The organism is Ramlibacter sp. MMS24-I3-19 (assembly GCF_050320135.1).
Lineage (GTDB): Bacteria > Pseudomonadota > Gammaproteobacteria > Burkholderiales > Burkholderiaceae_C > Ramlibacter.
In genome coordinates this window covers 1,948,904-1,967,620 of sequence record NZ_CP190017.1, presented here as the reverse complement: position 1 = coordinate 1,967,620, position 18,717 = coordinate 1,948,904, and the positions used below count along the sequence as shown (strand labels likewise).

Annotated in this window: 15 protein-coding genes and 1 pseudogene; all 16 read right to left on the bottom strand. The window is 69.2% G+C overall.

Features of this window, described 5'->3' with window-relative positions:
- Positions 1-9: 9 nt before the first annotated feature.
- On the bottom strand, positions 10-1,737 hold the full coding sequence (locus ACPWT1_RS09835) for an ATP-dependent DNA ligase (protein ID WP_427915186.1): 1,728 nt from the start codon (positions 1,735-1,737) through the stop codon (positions 10-12).
- Entirely contained in the window at positions 1,734-2,774 is a 1,041-nt protein-coding gene (locus ACPWT1_RS09830; RefSeq protein WP_427915185.1) for a ligase-associated DNA damage response exonuclease, read from the bottom strand. The genes ACPWT1_RS09835 and ACPWT1_RS09830 overlap by 4 nt, the downstream gene beginning before the upstream one ends.
- Entirely contained in the window at positions 2,771-4,000 is a 1,230-nt protein-coding gene (gene clsB, locus ACPWT1_RS09825) for a cardiolipin synthase ClsB (protein WP_427915184.1), read from the bottom strand. The genes ACPWT1_RS09830 and clsB overlap by 4 nt, the downstream gene beginning before the upstream one ends.
- Positions 4,001-4,005: 5 nt before the next feature.
- Positions 4,006-4,734 carry an endonuclease/exonuclease/phosphatase family protein gene (locus tag ACPWT1_RS09820; protein WP_427915183.1) on the bottom strand — a complete coding sequence of 243 codons (729 nt, stop codon included), beginning with the start codon at positions 4,732-4,734 and terminating at the stop codon, positions 4,006-4,008.
- A complete protein-coding gene (nudB, locus tag ACPWT1_RS09815; protein WP_427915182.1) occupies positions 4,731-5,192 on the bottom strand; it encodes a dihydroneopterin triphosphate diphosphatase in 462 nt (153 codons plus the stop codon). The genes ACPWT1_RS09820 and nudB overlap by 4 nt, the downstream gene beginning before the upstream one ends.
- Positions 5,193-5,339: 147 nt before the next feature.
- Positions 5,340-7,130 carry an aspartate--tRNA ligase gene (gene aspS, locus ACPWT1_RS09810; protein WP_427915534.1) on the bottom strand — a complete coding sequence of 597 codons (1,791 nt, stop codon included), beginning with the start codon at positions 7,128-7,130 and terminating at the stop codon, positions 5,340-5,342.
- 57 nt (positions 7,131-7,187) lie between these two features.
- Positions 7,188-7,805 carry a DUF502 domain-containing protein gene (locus ACPWT1_RS09805; protein ID WP_427915181.1) on the bottom strand — a complete coding sequence of 206 codons (618 nt, stop codon included), beginning with the start codon at positions 7,803-7,805 and terminating at the stop codon, positions 7,188-7,190.
- A 21-nt stretch (positions 7,806-7,826) separates the two neighbouring features.
- Complete coding sequence (locus ACPWT1_RS09800) at positions 7,827-8,168, bottom strand: FmdB family zinc ribbon protein (RefSeq protein WP_427915180.1); 342 nt, start codon at positions 8,166-8,168, stop codon at positions 7,827-7,829.
- A gap of 91 nt (positions 8,169-8,259) precedes the next feature.
- Positions 8,260-9,720 (bottom strand): sodium:solute symporter family protein, encoded by a 1,461-nt coding sequence (locus ACPWT1_RS09795; RefSeq protein ID WP_427915179.1) that lies wholly within the window; start codon positions 9,718-9,720, stop codon positions 8,260-8,262.
- A 76-nt stretch (positions 9,721-9,796) separates the two neighbouring features.
- Positions 9,797-11,362: a ubiquinone biosynthesis regulatory protein kinase UbiB gene (gene ubiB, locus ACPWT1_RS09790; protein ID WP_427915178.1), complete on the bottom strand. Its 1,566-nt coding sequence runs from the start codon at positions 11,360-11,362 to the stop codon at positions 9,797-9,799.
- On the bottom strand, positions 11,359-11,925 hold the full coding sequence (locus ACPWT1_RS09785) for a hypothetical protein (protein WP_427915177.1): 567 nt from the start codon (positions 11,923-11,925) through the stop codon (positions 11,359-11,361). Before ACPWT1_RS09785 ends, ubiB begins: the two co-directional genes overlap by 4 nt.
- A gap of 50 nt (positions 11,926-11,975) precedes the next feature.
- Positions 11,976-13,001, bottom strand: coding sequence for a Tim44 domain-containing protein (locus ACPWT1_RS09780; RefSeq protein WP_427915176.1), 1,026 nt, complete (start codon positions 12,999-13,001; stop codon positions 11,976-11,978).
- A 25-nt stretch (positions 13,002-13,026) separates the two neighbouring features.
- Positions 13,027-13,758 (bottom strand): bifunctional demethylmenaquinone methyltransferase/2-methoxy-6-polyprenyl-1,4-benzoquinol methylase UbiE, encoded by a 732-nt coding sequence (ubiE, locus tag ACPWT1_RS09775; RefSeq protein ID WP_427915175.1) that lies wholly within the window; start codon positions 13,756-13,758, stop codon positions 13,027-13,029.
- A 73-nt stretch (positions 13,759-13,831) separates the two neighbouring features.
- A complete protein-coding gene (locus ACPWT1_RS09770) occupies positions 13,832-14,254 on the bottom strand; it encodes a gamma-butyrobetaine hydroxylase-like domain-containing protein (protein WP_427915174.1) in 423 nt (140 codons plus the stop codon).
- A 10-nt stretch (positions 14,255-14,264) separates the two neighbouring features.
- Positions 14,265-14,718: pseudogene (locus ACPWT1_RS09765) on the bottom strand (HIT family protein).
- Positions 14,718-18,593, bottom strand: coding sequence for a DUF3683 domain-containing protein (locus tag ACPWT1_RS09760; RefSeq protein WP_427915173.1), 3,876 nt, complete (start codon positions 18,591-18,593; stop codon positions 14,718-14,720). Before ACPWT1_RS09760 ends, ACPWT1_RS09765 begins: the two are co-directional and overlap by 1 nt.
- Between the last annotated feature and the right edge of the window lie 124 nt (positions 18,594-18,717).

The following is an 18,717-nucleotide window of genomic DNA, read 5'->3' as shown; positions in this document are numbered from 1 at the left end:
GGCGGTCAGCTACAAATTCAGGAGCGCTTCGAGCGACTGCAGGGTATCCGCCTCGTGCAGCGGCTTGTCGTGCCGGATGCGCAGCATGCGCGGGAACCGCACCGCGATGCCGCTCTTGTGCCGCGTGCTGCGGTTGATGCCCTCGAAGCCGAGCTCGAACACCAGCGACGGCCTGACGCTGCGCACCGGCCCGAACTTCTCGATCGTCGAGCGGCGGATGATGGCGTCGACCTGCCGGAACTCCTCGTCCGTGAGGCCGCTGTAGGCCTTGGCGAAGGCGACCAGCTGCAGCGCGCCGGGCTGCGGGGGCTCCTTGTTCGCGATCGCCTCGAGCACCGCGTCGGCCTCGGTCTTGCTGGCCGGCTCGCGGCTCCACACCGCGAAGGTGTAGTCGGTATAGACCGAGGCCCGGCGGCCATGCCCCGCCTGCGCGTAGACCAGCACGCAGTCGATGGTCATGGGATCGATCTTCCACTTCCACCACAGGCCGTCGACCTTGGTGCGTCCCGTCCCGTACGCCGCATCGAGCCGCTTGAGCATGAAGCCCTCGACGCCCAGCTCGCGCGAGCGCTGGCGCAGCTTCGCGAAATCCAGCCACGAGGCCGCCGATTCGAGCGGCGACAGCTTGAGCCGCGTGCCCGCCAGCAGCGCCTCGAGCCGCACGCGTCGTTCCCGCTGCGTGCGGTCGCGGACGTCCTGCCCGTCCTGCTCCAGCAGGTCGTAGGCGACGAAGGTGACCGGCGCCTCGGCCAGCACCTTCTTCGTCAGCGTCTTGCGGCCGATGCGCTGCTGCAGCAGCGAGAACGGCGTGGGCCGTCCGCCCAGCACCGCGGGCAAGCCTTCGACCGGCTCCTCGCTCCACACCATGATCTCGCCATCGAGCACGGTGCCATCGGGCAGCGGCTGCGCGAGCGCGACGATCTCGGGGAAGCGCTCGGTGACCAGCTCCTCGCCACGTGACCAGATCCACACGCGGCCACCGCGCTTGACCACCTGGCCGCGGATGCCGTCGTACTTCCACTCGACCTGCCACTGGTCCACCGGGCCCAGGCGCGGCGTGAAGGCCTCGGCCGGCCCGTCGAGCTGGTGGGCGAGGAAGAAGGGATAGGGCTGGCCTTCATCGGCGCGCTCGTGCACGCCCTCCTCCGCCTGCGCAACGAGGGCCGCGAAGCGCTCGGCCGAGGGCATCAGCTTGCCGTCGGTGTAGCCCATCATCCGCTGGGCGACACGCTTGGCATCGACGCCGCTGTGCGCAGCCAGCGCGCGCTGCACCAGCAGCTTGCTCACGCCGACGCGGAAACCGCCGCCCACCAGCTTGGTGAGCAGGAAGCGCCCCTGGTCGTCCAGCTCGCGCCACCACGCGCGCACGCGCTGCGCGATCTCCTCCGGTGGCAGGCCGCGCAAGGGCAGCAGCCGCTGCTCGATCCACTCGGCCAGGCCGACATCCGACGTCTCCGCCGCCTGCGGCAGCACGTGCGCGATGGTCTCGGCCAGGTCGCCCACGGCCTGGTAGCACTCGTCGAACAGCCAGGGCTCGATGCCGGCCTCCTCGCACGCGAGCTGCGCGAGGATGCCCATGTTCATCACCTGCCGCGGCTTGCCGCCGGCAAGGAAGTACACCGCCCACGCCGCGTCGGCGGGAGTGGCCGCTGCGAAGTAGCGCTGCAGCGCATCGACCTTGGCGTTGGTGGAGGTCGTCGCGTCCAGCTCGGCGAAAAGGCGCGAGAACTGCTTCATGTCGCCGGTGTCGCTTCATCCGCGGGTGCGGTGTCCGCTTCGACCACGTCGTCGCCGTACTCGGTGTCGAAGCCCTCCGCCTCCAGTCCCTGCTCCTGCAGGTAGCGCACCATCACCGGCACGCTGCCATGGGTGACGATCACGCGCTGAGCACCCGTGGCGCCGATGGCGCCCAGCAGGCCCGGCCAGTCGGCATGGTCCGACAGCACGAAGCCGCGGTCGTAGCCCCCGCGACGGCGCGCACCGCGCAGCTGCATCCAGCCGCTGGCGAATGCCGTGCTGCTCTCGCCGAAGCGGCGCAGCCAGGTGCTGGCCACCGCGCTGGGCGGACACAGCACGAGGGCACGCCGCAGGTCCGCGCGGTCCTTGACCTCGGTGACCATCTGCGTATCGGGCAATGCAACACCGGCAGCGCGATACGCGTCATTGAGCGGTCGCACCGCGCCATGCACGATCACGGGACCGATGGTCGGATCGATGCCGCTCAGGATGCGCTGGGCCTTGCCGAAGCTGTAGCAGGCCAGCACGCTGGCGCGGCCCACGGCGACGTTGCGCGCCCACCAGCCGTTGATGTCGGCGAACAGCTCCTCGTCGGGCCGCCAGCGGTAGATCGGCAACCCGAACGTGGACTCGGTGATGAACACATCGCAGCGCACCGGTTCGAAGGGCGCGCAGGTGAGGTCCGGTGCCACCTTGTAGTCGCCGCTGGCCACCCACACCTGGCCGCCGTGCTCCAGCCGCACCTGCGCCGAGCCCAGGACGTGGCCCGCGGGATGCAGCGACACGCGCACGCCGTGGTGCTCGATCGCGGCGCCGTACGGCAGCGTCTGCAGCTGGATGTCGCCGAGCCGCGCACGCAGCACGCCTTCGGCGGGCGCGGCCGCCAGGTAATGGCCGTGGCCGTAGCGCGCGTGGTCGGCGTGGGCATGCGTGATCACGGCGCGCGCCACCGGCCGCCACGGATCGATGTAGAAGTCGCCCGGCGGGCAGTACAGGCCCTCGGGGCGCTGCACCACGAGGTCGGCCGGCGTACTCACCAGTAGGTCCTCTTGCCCTGCACGGCCAGTGCCAGCCGCATGATGGCCAGCGCCACGTTCTCCAGCAGCCGTTCGCGCCAGGGCCGTTTCTCGTACAGCGCTGCATCCATGTGCTGGCCTTCGCGGGCCACGGCCTCCAGCAGGCGCGCTCGCAGTTCGCCCGCGAACGCGCGGTCCTCGATCACCAGGTTGGCCTCGCGCGCGAGCAGCAGGCTCAGCGGATCGAGGTTGGACGATCCCAGCGTGGCCCACTGGCCGTCGATCACCGCCACCTTCGCATGCAGGAAGCTGGCCGAGTATTCGTGGATCGAGACGCCCGCGCGCAGCAGCGCGCCATAGACCGGCCGGGCGGCGTAGTACTGCATGAAGTACTCGTACCGACCTTGCAGCAGCAGCACGACGCGCACGCCGCGGCTGGCCGCCTCGACCAGCGCGCGCCGCATGCGATGGCCCGGCACGAAGTAGGCGTTGGCGATGATGACTTCGCTGCGCGCGCGGCCGATCGCGCGCAGGTAGGCACGCTCGATGCTGGCGCGGTGGCGGAAGTTGTCGCGGAGCACCAGCGCCGCGCGCGCCCGCTCGCCGGGTCCGCCCGCCGGCATGCGCTGCCGCACGGCGGCGCGCCGCAGCGCGCCCATGTGGCGCAGCGTGTGGAAGGCGCGGCCCAGCTCGCCGAGGCGCATCTCCTCGAACGTTCGCATGCGCTCCCACAGCTGCAGCATCGTGGCACGCACCTCGGGCACCAGCGGCCCGGTGACGCGCACCGAGAAATCCAGGCGGGGCGCAGGCAGTTCGCCGTGGTTCGGATCGTGCAGGTCGTCGAGGATGTTGATGCCGCCGCAGAACGCCACTTCGCAATCGATGGCGCACAGCTTGCGGTGCAGGCGCTTCCAGCTGCGCGGCCACACCACGCCCAGTCGCCCCGGCGGCGCGTAGGTGCGCCAGTGCACGCCTGCCGCCACCAGCCGATCACGCCAGGCCTGCGGCACCTCGCCGCTGCCGAAGCCGTCGACCAGCACGCGCACGTCGACACCGCGCGAGGCCGCGCGCACCAGTGCCTGCGCCACGGTCTCGGTGCTGCCGGTGAAATCGAAGATGTAGGCCTCGAGCCAGACCTCCTGTCGCGCCTGGTCGATCGCCGCAACCAGGGCCGGGAAATACTGCGTGCTGCCCTCCAGCAACTGCAGGGCGTGCCCGGTGCGCAGCGGCGGGATGCGGTGCGGCATCGCTCCTACAACCTGAAGGTCGCGATCAGGGGCAGGTGGTCGGACATCTTGCCCCACACGCCTCCCCGCGGCACCTGCACGCCCACCGGCTTGAGGCCGCGAGCGTAGGCGTAATCGAGCTGCGCCAGCGGCAGCCGCGACGGGTAGGTGGACACCTTCGCGTCGGTGAAGTCGCGCAGGCCGATCGCATTCATCGCCGGGCGCAGCTTGCCGCCCCAGTCATTCAGGTCGCCGGCCACGAGCACGGGCGCACGCGACGGGATCTCGCGCTCGATGTAGCGCCCGAGCTGCTCGACCTGGCGCACGCGGCTGGCGGCGATCAGCCCGAGGTGCAGCACGATGACGTGCACGTCGCGCCGCGCGATGCGCACCTGCACGTGCAGCAGCCCGCGCTGCTCGAAGCGGTGGTCCGACATGTCCTCGTGGCCCTGCGACACGACGGGCCAGCGCGACAGCAGCGCGTTGCCGTGCTCGCCGTGGCGCGTGGTGGCATTGGTCTGGTAGACGGCGCTGTAGCCCTCGGGGCAGAGGAACTCGGCCTGCGGCAGCTCGGGCCAGCGGGTGAAGTAGCGCTCCTCGCGGCGGTGGAGCTTGCGCACCTCCTGCAGGCACACCAGGTCGGCGTCGAGCTGTTCGACGGCATGCCCGATGTTGTGGATCTCCAGCCGCCGCACCGGCCCGATGCCTTGCACGCCCTTGTGGATGTTGTACGTCGCCACGCGCAGCAAAGTCATCGCGCAAATTGTGGCAGCAACAGGATGGCTTCGGCGTTGGATGGCGAGAACGAGGCATCCGCCGCGGCGCGCCACGGCAGCCACTTCCATGCGCCGTGCTCGCGCGGATTCAGCCGCACCGGCGTGCCCGCGGGCACCTGCAGGCCGAACACGTGCTCGGTGTTGCGCGTCACGCCCGGCGCGTAGCGCGACAGCCAGCGCGGGTAGATGTCGTAGATGTTCTCCAGGCCCCAGTCGCGCAGGTTCGCCTGCAACGGCGTGCCCGGACCGCAGGCGATGCCCGTCTCCTCGAACACCTCGCGCACCGCGGTGTCGACGAGCGTCTCCTGTTCGGTGTCCTTGCTGCCCGTGACGGATTGCCAGTAATCGGGCATGTCGACGCGATTGATGAGCAGCACGTCGAGGTCCGGCGTGTGGATCACGACCAGGACGGATTCGGGAATCTTGAATGGCGGCACGACGCCAGCGTACCGCCGTGCGCCGCGCCGCGGCTGCTGAACTTCCAAACGCAGAAGGCGCGGAAGTCGCAGAAAGTCCTTTGAAGGTTTTTTCTGCGATTTCTGCGCTCTTCTGCGTCCTCTGCGTTTGGGAGTCCGCTCCCGCCTTTACTGCGCCGGCGTCGGATTGCGCAAGCGGATGTGCAGCTCGCGCAGCTGCTTCTCGTCGACCGGGCCGGGCGCCTGCGTCAGCAGGTCCTGGGCGCGCTGGGTCTTCGGGAACGCGATCACGTCGCGCAGGCTCTCGGCGCCCGTCATCAGCATCACGAAGCGGTCCAGGCCGATGGCGATGCCGCCGTGCGGGGGCGCGCCGTACTGCAGCGCATCCAGCAGGAAGCCGAACTTCGCCTTGGCTTCCTCGGGACCGATCTTCAGCGCGCGGAACACCTTGCTCTGCACGTCCTCGCGGTGGATACGCACCGAGCCGCCACCGAGCTCGATGCCGTTCAGCACCGCGTCGTAGGCCTTGGCCACGCAGCGGCCGGGGTCGGTCTCGAGCCAGTCCTCGTGGCCGTCCTTGGGCGAGGTGAACGGGTGGTGCACCGCGTTCCAGCGCTGCGCGTCGTCGTCGTACTCGAACATCGGGAAGTCCACGACCCACAGCGGCTTCCACGCGCCCTCGATGAGGCCCTTGGACTTGCCGAAGTCGCTGTGGCCCACCTTCACGCGCAGCGCGCCGATGGCGTCGTTGACCACCTTGGCCTTGTCGGCGCCGAAGAAGATCAGGTCGCCGTTCTTCGCGCCGGTGCGCTTGAGGATCTCGGCGATGGCCGCGTCGTGCAGGTTCTTCACGATCGGCGACTGCAGGCCCTCGCGGCCCTTGGCCACGTCGTTGACCTTGACCCAGGCCAGGCCCTTGGCGCCGTAGATCTTGACGAACTCGGTGTAGCCGTCGATCTCGCCACGGCTCATGTCGCCGCCAGAAGGAACGCGCAGGCCGACCACGCGGCCGTCCTTCTCGTTGGCCGGGCCCGAGAACACCTTGAAGTCGACGTCCTTCATCACGTCGGTGAGCTCGGTGAACTCGAGCTTCACGCGCAGGTCGGGCTTGTCGGAGCCGTACAGGCGCATGGCGTCGGCATGCAGCATCACGGGGAACGCCGGCAGCTCGGTGCCGATGGCGTGCTGGAAGGTGCTGCGGATCATGCCCTCGAACATCGTGCGGATCTCCTCCTCCGTCAGGAAGGAGGTCTCGATGTCGATCTGCGTGAACTCGGGCTGGCGGTCGGCGCGCAGGTCCTCGTCGCGGAAGCACTTGGTGATCTGGTAGTAGCGGTCGAAGCCGGCCACCATCAGCAGCTGCTTGAACAGCTGCGGCGACTGCGGCAGCGCGAAGAACTGCCCGTCGTGCACGCGGCTGGGCACCAGGTAGTCGCGCGCGCCTTCCGGGGTGCTCTTGGTGAGCATCGGCGTCTCGATGTCGATGAAGCCGTTGGCGTCGAGGAACTTGCGCACCTCCATCGTCACCTTGTAGCGCAGCATCAGGTTCTTCTGCATGTACGGGCGACGCAGGTCCAGCACGCGGTGCACCAGGCGCGTGGTCTCCGACAGGTTCTCGTCATCGAGCTGGAACGGCGGCGTCACCGACGGATTCAGCACGTTGAGCTCGTGGCACAGCACCTCGATCTTGCCGCTGCGCAGGCCGTCGTTGGTGGTGCCGGCGGGGCGCGCGCGCACCAGGCCCTTGACCTGGATGCAGAACTCGTTGCGCAGGCCTTCGGCGGCCTTGAACATCTCGGGCCGATCCGGGTCGCACACGACCTGCACGTAGCCTTCGCGGTCGCGCAGGTCGACGAAGATCACGCCGCCATGGTCACGCCGGCGGTTCACCCAGCCGCACAGGGTGACGGTCTGACCGAGCAGCGACTCGTCGACGAGGCCGCAATAGGTGGTGCGCATTTGTTGGGAAGCCATGGGAGAACCCTTCGGGTGGACAGGCGACGCGCGCGGGGCGCGTCAGCGGGGATTGGTGACGGGCGCGGCCGGCACGACCACGCCCATCGAGATCACGTAGCGCAGCGCCTCGTCGACGCTCATCTTGAGCTCGACGCAGTCGCGCCGTCGCAGCATGACGAAGTAGCCGCCGGTGGGATTGGGCGTGGTGGGCACGTACACGCTGACGAAATCGTCGGCGAGGTGGGTGGCGACGTCACCGCCCGGCGAGCCGGTGACGAAGGCGATGGTCCAGACGTCCGGCCGCGGCCACTGCACCAGCACCGCGGTGCGGAATGCGTTGCCGCCGGGGGAGAACAGCGTGTCGGAGACCTGCTTGACGCTGGAGTAGATCGACCGCACGACCGGGATGCGAACGAGCAGCGCATCGCCCCAGGCCACCAGCTTGCGGCCGACGAAGTTGCTGGTGACCGCGCCGACGATCAGCAGGATGGCCAGCGCCAGCAGCACGCCCAGGCCGGGGATGCGGTAGCCGATCAGCCGGTCCGGTTGCCAGGCGCCCGGCAGGATCAGCAGCGTCTGGTCGAGCGTGCCGACGATCCACTGCAGCACCCACAGCGTGACGGCCAGGGGCGCGATGACGAGCAGGCCGGCGAACAGCCATCGGCGGAGGGCGGCCATCTCGAGGTCCGGTGCTTCCGGTCAGTGGCAGGCGCAGCCGCCGCCGCACCCGCCCGCGGAAGCGGACGGGGTGTCGGGCTTGGAGGCCGGCGCGGCCTCGGTGGGCTTGGATTCACCCGACGATTCGGCGGGCTTGGACTCGGCCGGCTTGCCGGAACTCGATGTCGACCCCGAGCTGCCGTTGTTGCGGAAGTCGGTGACGTACCAGCCCGATCCCTTGAGCTGGAATCCGGCGGCGGTGAGCTGCTTGCTGAATGCCTCGGCGCCGCACGCCGGGCAGGTGGTCAGCGGAGCGTCGGAGATCTTCTGCAGGACATCCTTGGCATGGCCACAGGAGCCGCACTTGTAGGCGTAGATGGGCATGGCTGGAAAGGACGTGAGGAGGGGTGCAAAGCCCTCAATTATAGGCAGCGGGCTGAACCTCAACCCCTGCGGTGCCGCCAGCTGCGAGGTCTTACGCGGTGACGTGGTGCCCGCGCGGCTCCTTGCGGTTGCGCAGCAGTTGCGGCGCGAGCGAACCGGCCACCATGCCCGCGATGCCAGCCAGCAGGCCGGCCAGCTGGCCGGGGAAGGCCTTGCTCAGGCCTTCGTTGAGCTGGGGGAAGAACAGCACCCAGGTCACCACGCCGGCGGCGATGGAGGCGATGGCGCCCTGCGTGGTGGCGCGCTTCCAGTACAGGCCCATCACCAGCGGCACGAAGGCGGCGACCAGCGTCACCTGGTAGGCCGCGGACACCAGCTCGTAGATCGAGGTGCCCTTCATCGCGATGGCATAGGCCAGCACGATAGCCGTGAAGACGACGATGGTGATGCGCATGGCCAGCAGCTGTTGCCGGTCGCTCATGTGCGGACGCAGGTTCTTCAGGATGTTCTCGACGAAGCTGGTCGAGGGCGCCAGCAGCGTGGCCGACGACGTGCTCTTGATGGCCGACAGCAGCGCGCCGAAGAACAGGATCTGCATCACCAGCGGCATGCGCGTGAGCACGAAGGTGGGCAGCAGCTTCTGGTAGTCGTTCTTCACCAGTTGCACCGCCTGGTCGCCCATCACGACGACGGCGCAGGCCACGACGAACATCGGCACGAACGCGAACAGGATGTAGCTGACGCCGCCGATCACCGCGCCATTGCGCGCCGTGTCCTGGTCCCTGGCCGACATCACGCGCTGGAACACGTCCTGCTGCGGGATGCTGCCCAGCATCATGGTGAGGCCGGCGCCGATGAAGAACGCCATGTCGGTGAAGGTGGGCTGGGGCAGGAACGCGAACAGGTCCTTCGAGCGCGCCATCGCGAACACCCTGTCGCTGCCGCCGGCCAGCTCGCTGGAGAACACCGCGATGATCGACAGACCCACCACCAGCACGATCATCTGGATGAAGTCGGTCCAGGCGATGGCCAGGAAGCCGCCGATGACCACGTACACCAGCACCGCCGCCGTGCCGACGATCATGCCGGCGGTCTCGGACATCGCGCCGTTGGTGAGCACCGAGAACACCAGGCCCAGCGCCGTGATCTGCGCGGCCACCCAGCCCAGGTAGCTGAGGATGATGGCCCCCGAACAGAACACCTCCACGCCGCGGCCGAACCGCTGGCGGTAGAAGTCGCCGATGGTCAGCAGGTTCTGCTTGTAGAGGCGCGTGGCGAAGAACAGGCCGACCAGGATCAGGCAGGTGCCGGCCCCGAACGGGTCTTCCACGATGGCGTTCAGGCCGCCCTGCACGAACTTGGCGGGGATGCCCATCACCGTCTCGGCGCCGAACCAGGTGGCGAAGGTGGTGGTGATCACCATCACCAGCGGCAGGCTGCGGCCGGCCACGGCGAAGTCGGCCGTGTTCTTGATGCGGGTGCCGGCCCAGGTCCCGATGGCGAGGGTGCCAACCAGGTACAGGACGACGAACGTGATCAGCGTGTAATTCACCAGCGGGCTCCGTGGAGGGCGGCCGGATTATCCCCGAGGGGCCGTCCCGCTTCGACGGGCCGGCATGCCCCGGAGTTCAGAGCCAGCGCACCCAGGCTGCGAGCTGGGTGGCCGCCAGGCCCAGGGCGAATCCCAGGCCCACGGCCAGGATGGTCTGCAGCAGCCGGTTGGTGCGGCGCTGCTCGGCGACCAGCAGTTCGAGCTCGTCGCGGTTCGACTCGTGCCGGTGCCGCAGGTAGTCGTGCAGCAGCCGCGGCAGGTCGGGCAGCAGCTTGGCGTAGCGCGGCGCCTGGGCGCGCAGTTCGTCGACCAGCCGCTGCGGGCCCACCTGCTCCACCATCCAGCGCTCGAGGAACGGCCGCGCCGTCGCCCACAGGTCCAGGTCCGGATCGAGGTCGCGGCCCAGGCCCTCGATGTTCAGCAGCGTCTTCTGCAGCAGCACCAGCTGCGGCTGGATCTCGACGTGGAAGCGGCGCGAGGTCTGGAACAGGCGCATCAGCACCATGCCCAGCGAGATCTCCTTGAGCGGCCGGTCGAAGTACGGCTCGCAGACGGCGCGGATCGCCGACTCGAGTTCGTCGACCCGCGTGCCGGGGGGCACCCAGCCGGACTCCAGGTGTAGTTCCGCCACGCGCTTGTAGTCGCGGCGGAAGAACGCGGTGAAGTTCTGCGCCAGGTAGTCCTTGTCGAACTCCGTGAGCGTTCCGATGATCCCGAAGTCCAGCGAGATGTAGCGCCCGAACGTCGCCGGGTCGATGCTCACCTGGATGTTGCCCGGGTGCATGTCGGCATGGAAGAAGCCGTCGCGGAACACCTGGGTGAAGAAGATCGTGACGCCATCGCGCGCCAGCTGCCCGAGGTCCACGCCGGCCTGCGCCAGCCGCTCCGTGTGGCTGATCGGAACGCCGTACATGCGCTCCATCACGATCACCTCGGGATGGCAGAAGTCCCAGAGCATCTCGGGGATCAGCACCAGGTCCAGGCCTTCCATGTTGCGGCGCAGTTGGGCGGCATTGGCCGCCTCGCGCTGCAGGTCGAGCTCGTCGTGCAGGTACTTGTCGAACTCGGCCACCACCTCGCGCGGCTTCAGGCGCTTGGCGTCGGCCGACAGCGACTCGATCCAGCCGGCCATCATGCGCATCAGCGCCAGGTCCTTCTCGATCACCGGCAGCATGCCGGGCCGCAGCACCTTCACCGCGACCTCGCGCGTGTGGCCGTGGCGGTCCTTCAGCGTGGCGAAGTGCACCTGCGCGATCGAGGCGCTGGCCACCGGCTCGCGCTCGAACGTGTGGAAGATCGCATCGACCGGGCGCCGGAACGCGCGTTCGATGGTGGCGACCGCGATGGCCGAACTGAAGGGAGGCACGCGATCCTGGAGCTTGGCCAGCTCGTCGGCGACGTCGGGCGGCAGCAGGTCGCGCCGCGTGGACATCACCTGGCCGAACTTCACGAAGATCGGCCCGAGCCGCTCGAGGGCCTGCCGCAGGCGCTGGCCGCGCGGCGCATCGAGCTTGCGGCCGATGGTCATCACGCGCGCCAGCCGGTGCAGCCATGGACGCTGGAAGCTGGACAGCACGAGCTCGTCGAGCCCGTACCGCAGGATCACCCAGAGGATGAACGCGCTGCGGATCACCCGGGTCATGCGGAGCCCGGGCCGGCACTGCCGCCCGGTGCAGCCGCGCGCGCGCCCGGCACGAAGCGGCGCAGCGCGTCGGCCATGCCACGGGCGGCCTGCGCCATGGCATGCGCGGGAGCGTCGCCGACCAGGCGGGCGAGGTCTTCCTCGACGTCCCAGCGCACGTGGTCGACCAGCCAGTTGACCTCGGCCGCGAACTGCACGTCGCCGACGATGCGCACGGTCGGCTTCTCGCCACGCAGCGCCGCCTGCGCGAGCGCCCACGGCGATTCGTCGGCGATGGTGAGCGTGAGGTCCGGCGCGGCGGCCGGGCTGGCCAGGTCGAGCAGCCCCGCGGGCGTGGCGAGCAGGCGGATGCCGAAGACGCGCCAGCGGCCCTCGACGATGCGCCCGGCCTGGCGGCGCAGCCGGTCCATCGCCTGCGGCTCCTGCATCAGCACGTGGTTCAGCAGCAGCACGATGCGGTGCTGCGCCTCGTGCACGGCCCAGGCCGGCGGGGCGAAGCGCTCGCCGATCGCGCCCAGCAGGCTGTCGATGAAGGACGGGGAAGAAGGCGGAGGGGTGGCCATCGCCCCCGATTATGGGCCGCCGCAGCTGGGCCGCGGAGCGGGAACGCGGCCTAGGCGAGGGCCTGCACGCCGGCCACCAGCCAGCCGCTGCGACCGTCCTTGGGCTTGGTCATGTTCCAGACCTCGCGGAACGGGCTCGGGCCGGCCGAGGGCTGCTCACGGATCATTCCGGAGAACTCGACGCTGGCCATGTAGTCGTTGCCCAGGTCCTCGATGCCGAGCAGTTGGGCCTCGAGCATCACGACCTCGGTCTTGTTCGGCTGGCCGTCCAGGTGCGCTTCGCGCTCGGCCAGCTGGCTGCGGATCTCGGCCAGCATGCCGTCGGTCATCATGGACCGCAGCGTTCCCATGTCGGCGCGGTCCCAGGCCTCCTGCAGCGTCATGAAGTTGCGCTTGGCGGCGGCGACGAACCCGGCCGTGTCGAAGCCGGCGGGCACGCCCCACGACTGCGAGCCCGCCAGGCCCGAGCCGATCTGGATGCCGCTGCCACGGCCCGCCGCCGTCTCGAACGGCATTGTGTTGCTGTTGCGCTCCCAGGGCCGCGCCGACGCGTCGTTGCCCACCTTGTCCGGGCTGTACTCGCGCGGCTTGCGCGCCAGGTCATAGGCGGACGGCTGGAAGCCTGGACCGCCCGCCATGGCCGGCCGGCGGCCGCGCGTCAGCATCCGGATCACGGCCACCGCGATCAGCACGAACAGCAGGATCAGCAGCAGGTTGCCCATGGCCGGACCGAAGCCCAGGCTGTGCGCGAGCCACGCCAGGCCGAGACCGGCGGCCAGGCCACCGAGCATCGCGCCCCACGGTCGCCTGGCTGGCAGCGGCTGCACGGGCGAAGGCGTGCCGGGACGCACGGCCGGGTTGGCCGGCTGCACCGACCCCTGCTGGGCCGGCGCCGCATTCGGGCTGGCGTTCGGCGCCGCATTGGGTGCCGACGGCGGGGGCTTGGTGGCCTCGCGCTGGGTGACGTTCGGCGACTGCCGGCCGATCGAGCGGCCGCTGCCGAGGCGGCGCGCCGCGTCAGCGTCGACGCTCGCCACGACCAGGGCAGCCACGAGCGCGGAGGTCCACAACTTCATCTGACTTCCTTCCAGGGCGTCGCCCTCAGCACTTGATACCAACGTGGAGGGCGACGATGCCGCCCGTCAGGTTGTGATAGTCCACATGCCCGAATCCCGCAGTGCGCATGAGGGTCTTCAACTCTTCCTGGCCCGGATGCATGCGGATCGACTCGGCCAGGTAGCGGTAGCTGTCGGCATCGCCCGCCACGGCCTGGCCCAGGCGCGGCAGCACCTTGAACGAATACCAGTCATAGGCCCGGCGCAGCGGCGCGGCCACCTTGGAGAACTCCAGCACCAGCAGCTTGCCACCCGGCCGCAGCACGCGCTGCATCTCGGCCAGCGCCCGGTCCTTGTGCGTCATGTTGCGCAGGCCAAAGGCCACGCTCACCAGGTCGAAGTGGCCATCAGGAAACGGCAGCTTCTCGGCGTCGCAGACCACGGTGGGCAGCACCAGGCCGGCGTCGAGCAAGCGGTCGCGCCCCGTGCTCAGCATCGCGTGGTTGATGTCGGTGTGGACCACGCGACCGCGCGCGCCCACCTTGCGGGCGAAGGCCATCGCCAGGTCGCCCGTGCCGCCGGCGATGTCCAGCACCTGCTGCCCCGGCTGCACGTTGGCGACCAGCACCGTGTACGCCTTCCAGGCGCGGTGCAGGCCGGCCGACATCAGGTCGTTCATCAGGTCGTAGCGCGGCGCGACCGAATCGAAGACGCCGCGCACGCGCCGGGCCTTGTCGCGCTCGTCGACGGTCTCGAAGCCGAAATGGGTGTCGCTCATGCTGCGATGGTAGGCGGATTCACGGCCGAGCCGGGCCGGCGAAAGTCACGCGTGCGCGTGCGACGCAATCCGCTCAGTGCGAGCAGCCGTGCCCGTGCGAATGTCCTGCCGCCGGCGTCATCGGTGCGTCGCGGTCGACGCCGGCCTCCGCCAGGCGCCGCTCGTACTCGGCCCACAGCTGGGCCTGGTCGGCGCCGAGCCTGTAGAGGTAGTCCCAGGAGAAGATGCCGCTGTCGTGGCCGTCGGAAAAGCGCGGCTGCACGGCGTAGTTGCCGACCGGGTCGAGGCCCAGCAGGTCCACCTCGCGCTTGCCGGTCTGCAGCACCTCCTGCCCCGGGCCGTGGCCCTGCACTTCCGCCGAGGGCGAGTACACGCGCATCAGCTCGAACGGGATGCGGAACACCGCGCCGTCGGAGAAACCGACTTCCAGCACGCGCGATTTCGCGTGCACGGTGATGGATTGCGGCACTGCGCCGCCGCGTTGCAGACCTGCCATGGACGTGAGTCTATGCCGAGGCGTCGCCCAACCTGTCCACCGCCTGCGCCAGGTGATGCTCAAGCGCGGGGAGCTTCCCGGCGAGCTGCCGCAGGGCGTCGTGCGGCGTCTCGCGCTTCGGCTCGGCCCAGACAGGCGCCGGAAAGTGGCTGTCCCATTGGTAGCGCGCGATGACGTGCCAGTGCAGGTGCGGCACGGCATTGCCCAGCGCGGCGAGGTTGACCTTGTCCGGCTGCAGGTGCTGCCGCAGCGCCTGTTCGACCAGCACCACGACGTCCATGCAATGGATGCGATCGGCGGCCGACAACTGCGAGAACTCGGGCACGTGCGCCTCCCAGACCACGCGGTAGAAGGCGGGGAACCTCGGGTCCTCCTCGGCACGGATCACGCGGAGCCGGTCGGTGCGCGCGACCAGCACGCCGCCGGGTCCCGCAGAGGGGGCAGCCGGCGACGCGGTCGACGATCACACCAGCACCCGCTCGATGCCGCCGGCGTTGGCCTGCCGCACGTACTCGGGCATCCAGTCGGTGCCGAGGATGCGGTTGGCCATCTCGATCACGATGTAGTCGGCCTCGAGCAGGCCGTTCTGCAGGTCATGGCTGTACCGCGTGAGGCCCTGCAGGCAGCTGGGGCAGCTGGTGAGGATCTTGACGTTGCCCTTCTCGGGAACGGCGCCGGTAGCGCGCAGCGCAGCCTCGTCGGCGCGCAGCTGCTCCTCCTTGCGGAAGCGCACCTGCGTGGAGATGTCGGGCCGCGTGACCGCGAAGGTGCCCGACTCGCCGCAGCAGCGTTCGGACTTGCGCACGTTGTCGCCGACCAGCGCCTTGACCGTCTTCATCGGCTCCTGCAGCTTCATCGGCGTGTGGCAGGGGTCGTGGTACAGGTAGGCGCCGCCGCCCTCGAGCTTGATGTCCTTCTCCAGCAGGTACTCGTGGATGTCCACGATGCGGCAGCCCGGGAAGATCTTCTCGAACTCGTAGCCCTGCAGCTGGTCGTAGCAGGTGCCGCAACTGACCACCACGGTCTTGATGTCCAGGTAGTTCAGCGTGTTGGCCACGCGGTGGAACAGCACCCGGTTGTCGGTGATGATCTTCTCGGCCTTGTCGTACTGGCCCGAGCCTCGCTGCGGATAGCCGCAGCACAGGTAGCCGGGCGGCAGCACGGTCTGCACGCCGGCGTGCCACAGCATCGCCTGCGTCGCCAGGCCCACCTGCGAGAACAGGCGCTCCGACCCGCAGCCCGGGAAATAGAACACGGCCTCGGTCTCGCCCGTCGTGGTCTTCGGGTTGCGGATGATCGGGACGTAGTTCTTGTCCTCGATGTCCAGCAGCGCGCGCGCCGTCTTCTTCGGCAGCCCACCCGGCAGCTTCTTGTTGACGAAGTGGATCACCTGCTCCTTGGCGGGAGCCCGCTCGTGCGTCGACGGCGGCAGCGTCACCTGCTTGCGGGCGAAGCCGCGCAGCACGTCGTTGGCCAGGCGCTGCGCCTTGAAGCCCACGCCCACCATTGCCGTGCGCACCAGCTTGATGGTCTCGGGATTGGTGGCGTTGAGCATGAACATCGCCGCGGCGTTGCCCGGGCGGAAGCTCTTCTGCCCCATCTTGCGCAGCAGGTTGCGCATGTTCATCGACACGTCGCCGAAGTCGATCTTCACCGGGCACGGGTTCACGCACTTGTGGCACACGGTGCAGTGGTCCGAGACGTCCTCGAACTCCTGCCAGTGCTTGATCGACACCCCGCGGCGGGTCTGCTCCTCGTACAGGAACGCCTCGACCAGCAGCGAGGTGGCCAGGATCTTGTTGCGCGGGCTGTACAGCAGGTTGGCGCGCGGCACGTGCGTCGCGCAGACCGGCTTGCACTTGCCGCAGCGCAGGCAGTCCTTGATGGAATCGGCGATGGCGCCGATGTCCGACTGCTGCATGATCAGTGACTCATGCCCCATCAGCCCGAAGCTGGGCGTATAGGCATTGGTCAGGTCGGCGTACAGCGACATGGGCGCCTGCTGCGTCGACGGGCGCAGCAGCTTGCCCTTGTTGAAGCGCCCTTCCGGATCGACCTTCGCCTTGTAGTCGGCGAACGGGCCGATCTCGGCGTCGGTGAGGAACTCCAGCTTGGTGATGCCGATGCCGTGTTCGCCCGAGATCACGCCGTCCAGCGAGCGGGCCAGCGCCATGATGCGCTTCACCGCCGCGTGCGCGGCCTGCAGCATCTCGTAGTCGTCGCTGTTGACGGGGATGTTGGTGTGCACGTTGCCGTCGCCGGCGTGCATGTGCAGCGCCACCCACACACGGCCCTTGAGCACGCGCTTGTGGATGGCATTCATCTCCTCGAGGATCGGCTGGAACGGTCCGCCCGAGAACACCTGCTGCAGCGGCGCGCGGATCTGGGTCTTCCAGCTGGCGCGCAGGCTGTGGTCCTGCAGCTGCGGGAACAACCGGTCGACGTTGGCGAGCCAGTCCTGCCACTGGCCGCGCACCTCGCGCACCAGCGCAATGGCCTGGCCCACGCGGTCTTCCAGCAGTTCGGCCGACGGGATCTCGTTGGCGTCGTCCAGCTTGCCCAGCGGCAGGTTGCCCCGCTGGAAGAACGCCTCCAGTTCGTCGGCCAGCCGGATCTTGTTCTGCAGCGACAGCTCGATGTTGATGCGCTCGATGCCGTCGGTGTACTCGGCCATCCGCGGCAGCGGGATCACCACGTCCTCGTTGATCTTGAAGGCGTTGGTGTGCTTGCTGATGGCGGCGGTGCGCTTGCGATCGAGCCAGAAGCGCTTGCGGGCCTCGGCGCTGATGGCCACGAAGCCCTCGCCGCTGCGCGAGTTGGCGATGCGAACCACTTCCGAGGTGGCACGCGCCACCGCGTCTGCATCGTCACCGACGATGTCGCCCACCAGCACCATCTTCGGCAGCCCGCCGCGCTTGGACTTGGTGGCGTAGCCGACGGCCTTCAGGTAGCGGTCGTCCAGGTGCTCCAGCCCCGCGAGCAGGACGCCCGTGCGGCCCTTTTCCGCGAACATCAAGTCCCGGATCTCGACGATGCTGGGCACCGCGTCCTTGGCATTGCCGAAGAACTCCAGGCACACCGTCCGGGTGTGCGCCGGCATGCGGTGCACCACCCAGCGCGCGCTGGTGATCAGGCCGTCGGTGCCTTCCTTCTGGATGCCCGGCAGGCCGGAGAGGAACTTGTCGGTGACGTCCTTGCCCAGGCCTTCCTTGCGGAACGCCTGGCCGGGGATGGCCAGCGTCTCGCGGCGCAGCTCGGTCTTGCCATCGGCGGCGAAGTAGCGCAGCTCGAAAGTGGCGGTGGGCGCGTCGTGGATCTTGCCCAGGTTGTGGTCGAGGCGCGTGACCTCCAGCCACTCGGCCTGCGGCGTCACCATGCGCCAGGACACGAGGTTGTCCAGCGCGGTGCCCCACAGCACGGCCTTCTTGCCGCCGGCGTTCATCGCGACGTTGCCGCCGATGCACGAGGCCTCGGCCGATGTCGGGTCGACCGCGAACACGTAGCCCGCGCGCTCGGCGGCGTCGGACACGCGCTGCGTGACCACGCCGGCCTCGGTCCACACCGTGGGCACCGGTTCGGCGTGACCGGGCACGCGGACATGCTCGACCTCGGTCATCGCCTCCAGCTTCTCGGTGTTGATCACCACGCTCTTCCACGTGAGCGGGATCGCGCCGCCGGTGTAGCCGGTGCCGCCGCCGCGCGGAATGATCGTCAGGCCCAGCTCGATGCAGGCCTTCACCAGGCCGGCCATCTCGGCCTCGGTGTCGGGCGTGAGCACCACGAACGGGTATTCCACGCGCCAGTCCGTGGCGTCGGTGACGTGCGAGACACGCGAGAGGCCGTCGAACTTGATGTTGTCGCGCGCCGTGCACCGACGCAGCACCTTCAGCGTCTGGCGGCGCAGGTCCGCCGCCCGGCGGAAGCTGTCGTCGAAGGTGGTGACCGCCTCGCGCGCCACCACCAGCAGCTCACCGACGAGCGCATCGCGCTCGGGGTCGGTCTGCGGCGTGCGGCGCTTCTCGATCTCGGCCAGTCGGTGGTTCAGCGCATCGACCAGCAGGCGCCGCCGCTTGGGGTTGTCCAGCAGGTCGTCCTGCAGGTAGGGATTGCGCTGCACGACCCAGATGTCGCCCAGCACCTCGTAGAGCATGCGGGCGGAGCGGCCGGTATGGCGCTCGTCGCGCAGGCGGCCCAGCAGGTCCCAGGCGCGCGGCCCGAGCAGGCGGATGACGATCTCGCGGTCGGAGAACGAGGTGTAGTTGTACGGAATCTCGCGCAGCCGCGGGGCCTCGTCGGAAGCCGCAGCCAGGAGCTGGTCGAGGGAGGTCGGTGCGTTCATCGGTCCGGTCCCCGCCCCCGGACGGGGAGCGGTGCATCAGCCGTGATCGTGAGAAGGGAAACGGGGGGCGCGGCTGACGGGAGATGGTACCGCAGTGCAACAAGGCCGCACGGCTGAAGGCCAT

Bases quoted from the DNA above. Each gene is read 5' to 3' on its own strand.
- ACPWT1_RS09835 (WP_427915186.1), bottom strand. From the start codon at position 1,737: ATGAAGCAGTTCTCGCGCCTTTTCGCCGAGCTGGACGCGACGACCTCC.
- clsB (WP_427915184.1), bottom strand. From the start codon at position 4,000: ATGCCGCACCGCATCCCGCCGCTGCGCACCGGGCACGCCCTGCAGTTG.
- ACPWT1_RS09820 (WP_427915183.1), bottom strand. From the start codon at position 4,734: ATGACTTTGCTGCGCGTGGCGACGTACAACATCCACAAGGGCGTGCAA.
- aspS (WP_427915534.1), bottom strand. From the start codon at position 7,130: ATGCGCACCACCTATTGCGGCCTCGTCGACGAGTCGCTGCTCGGTCAG.
- ACPWT1_RS09805 (WP_427915181.1), bottom strand. From the start codon at position 7,805: ATGGCCGCCCTCCGCCGATGGCTGTTCGCCGGCCTGCTCGTCATCGCG.
- ACPWT1_RS09800 (WP_427915180.1), bottom strand. From the start codon at position 8,168: ATGCCCATCTACGCCTACAAGTGCGGCTCCTGTGGCCATGCCAAGGAT.
- ubiB (WP_427915178.1), bottom strand. From the start codon at position 11,362: ATGACCCGGGTGATCCGCAGCGCGTTCATCCTCTGGGTGATCCTGCGG.
- ACPWT1_RS09785 (WP_427915177.1), bottom strand. From the start codon at position 11,925: ATGGCCACCCCTCCGCCTTCTTCCCCGTCCTTCATCGACAGCCTGCTG.
- ACPWT1_RS09780 (WP_427915176.1), bottom strand. From the start codon at position 13,001: ATGAAGTTGTGGACCTCCGCGCTCGTGGCTGCCCTGGTCGTGGCGAGC.
- ubiE (WP_427915175.1), bottom strand. From the start codon at position 13,758: ATGAGCGACACCCATTTCGGCTTCGAGACCGTCGACGAGCGCGACAAG.
- ACPWT1_RS09770 (WP_427915174.1), bottom strand. From the start codon at position 14,254: ATGGCAGGTCTGCAACGCGGCGGCGCAGTGCCGCAATCCATCACCGTG.
- ACPWT1_RS09760 (WP_427915173.1), bottom strand. From the start codon at position 18,593: ATGAACGCACCGACCTCCCTCGACCAGCTCCTGGCTGCGGCTTCCGAC.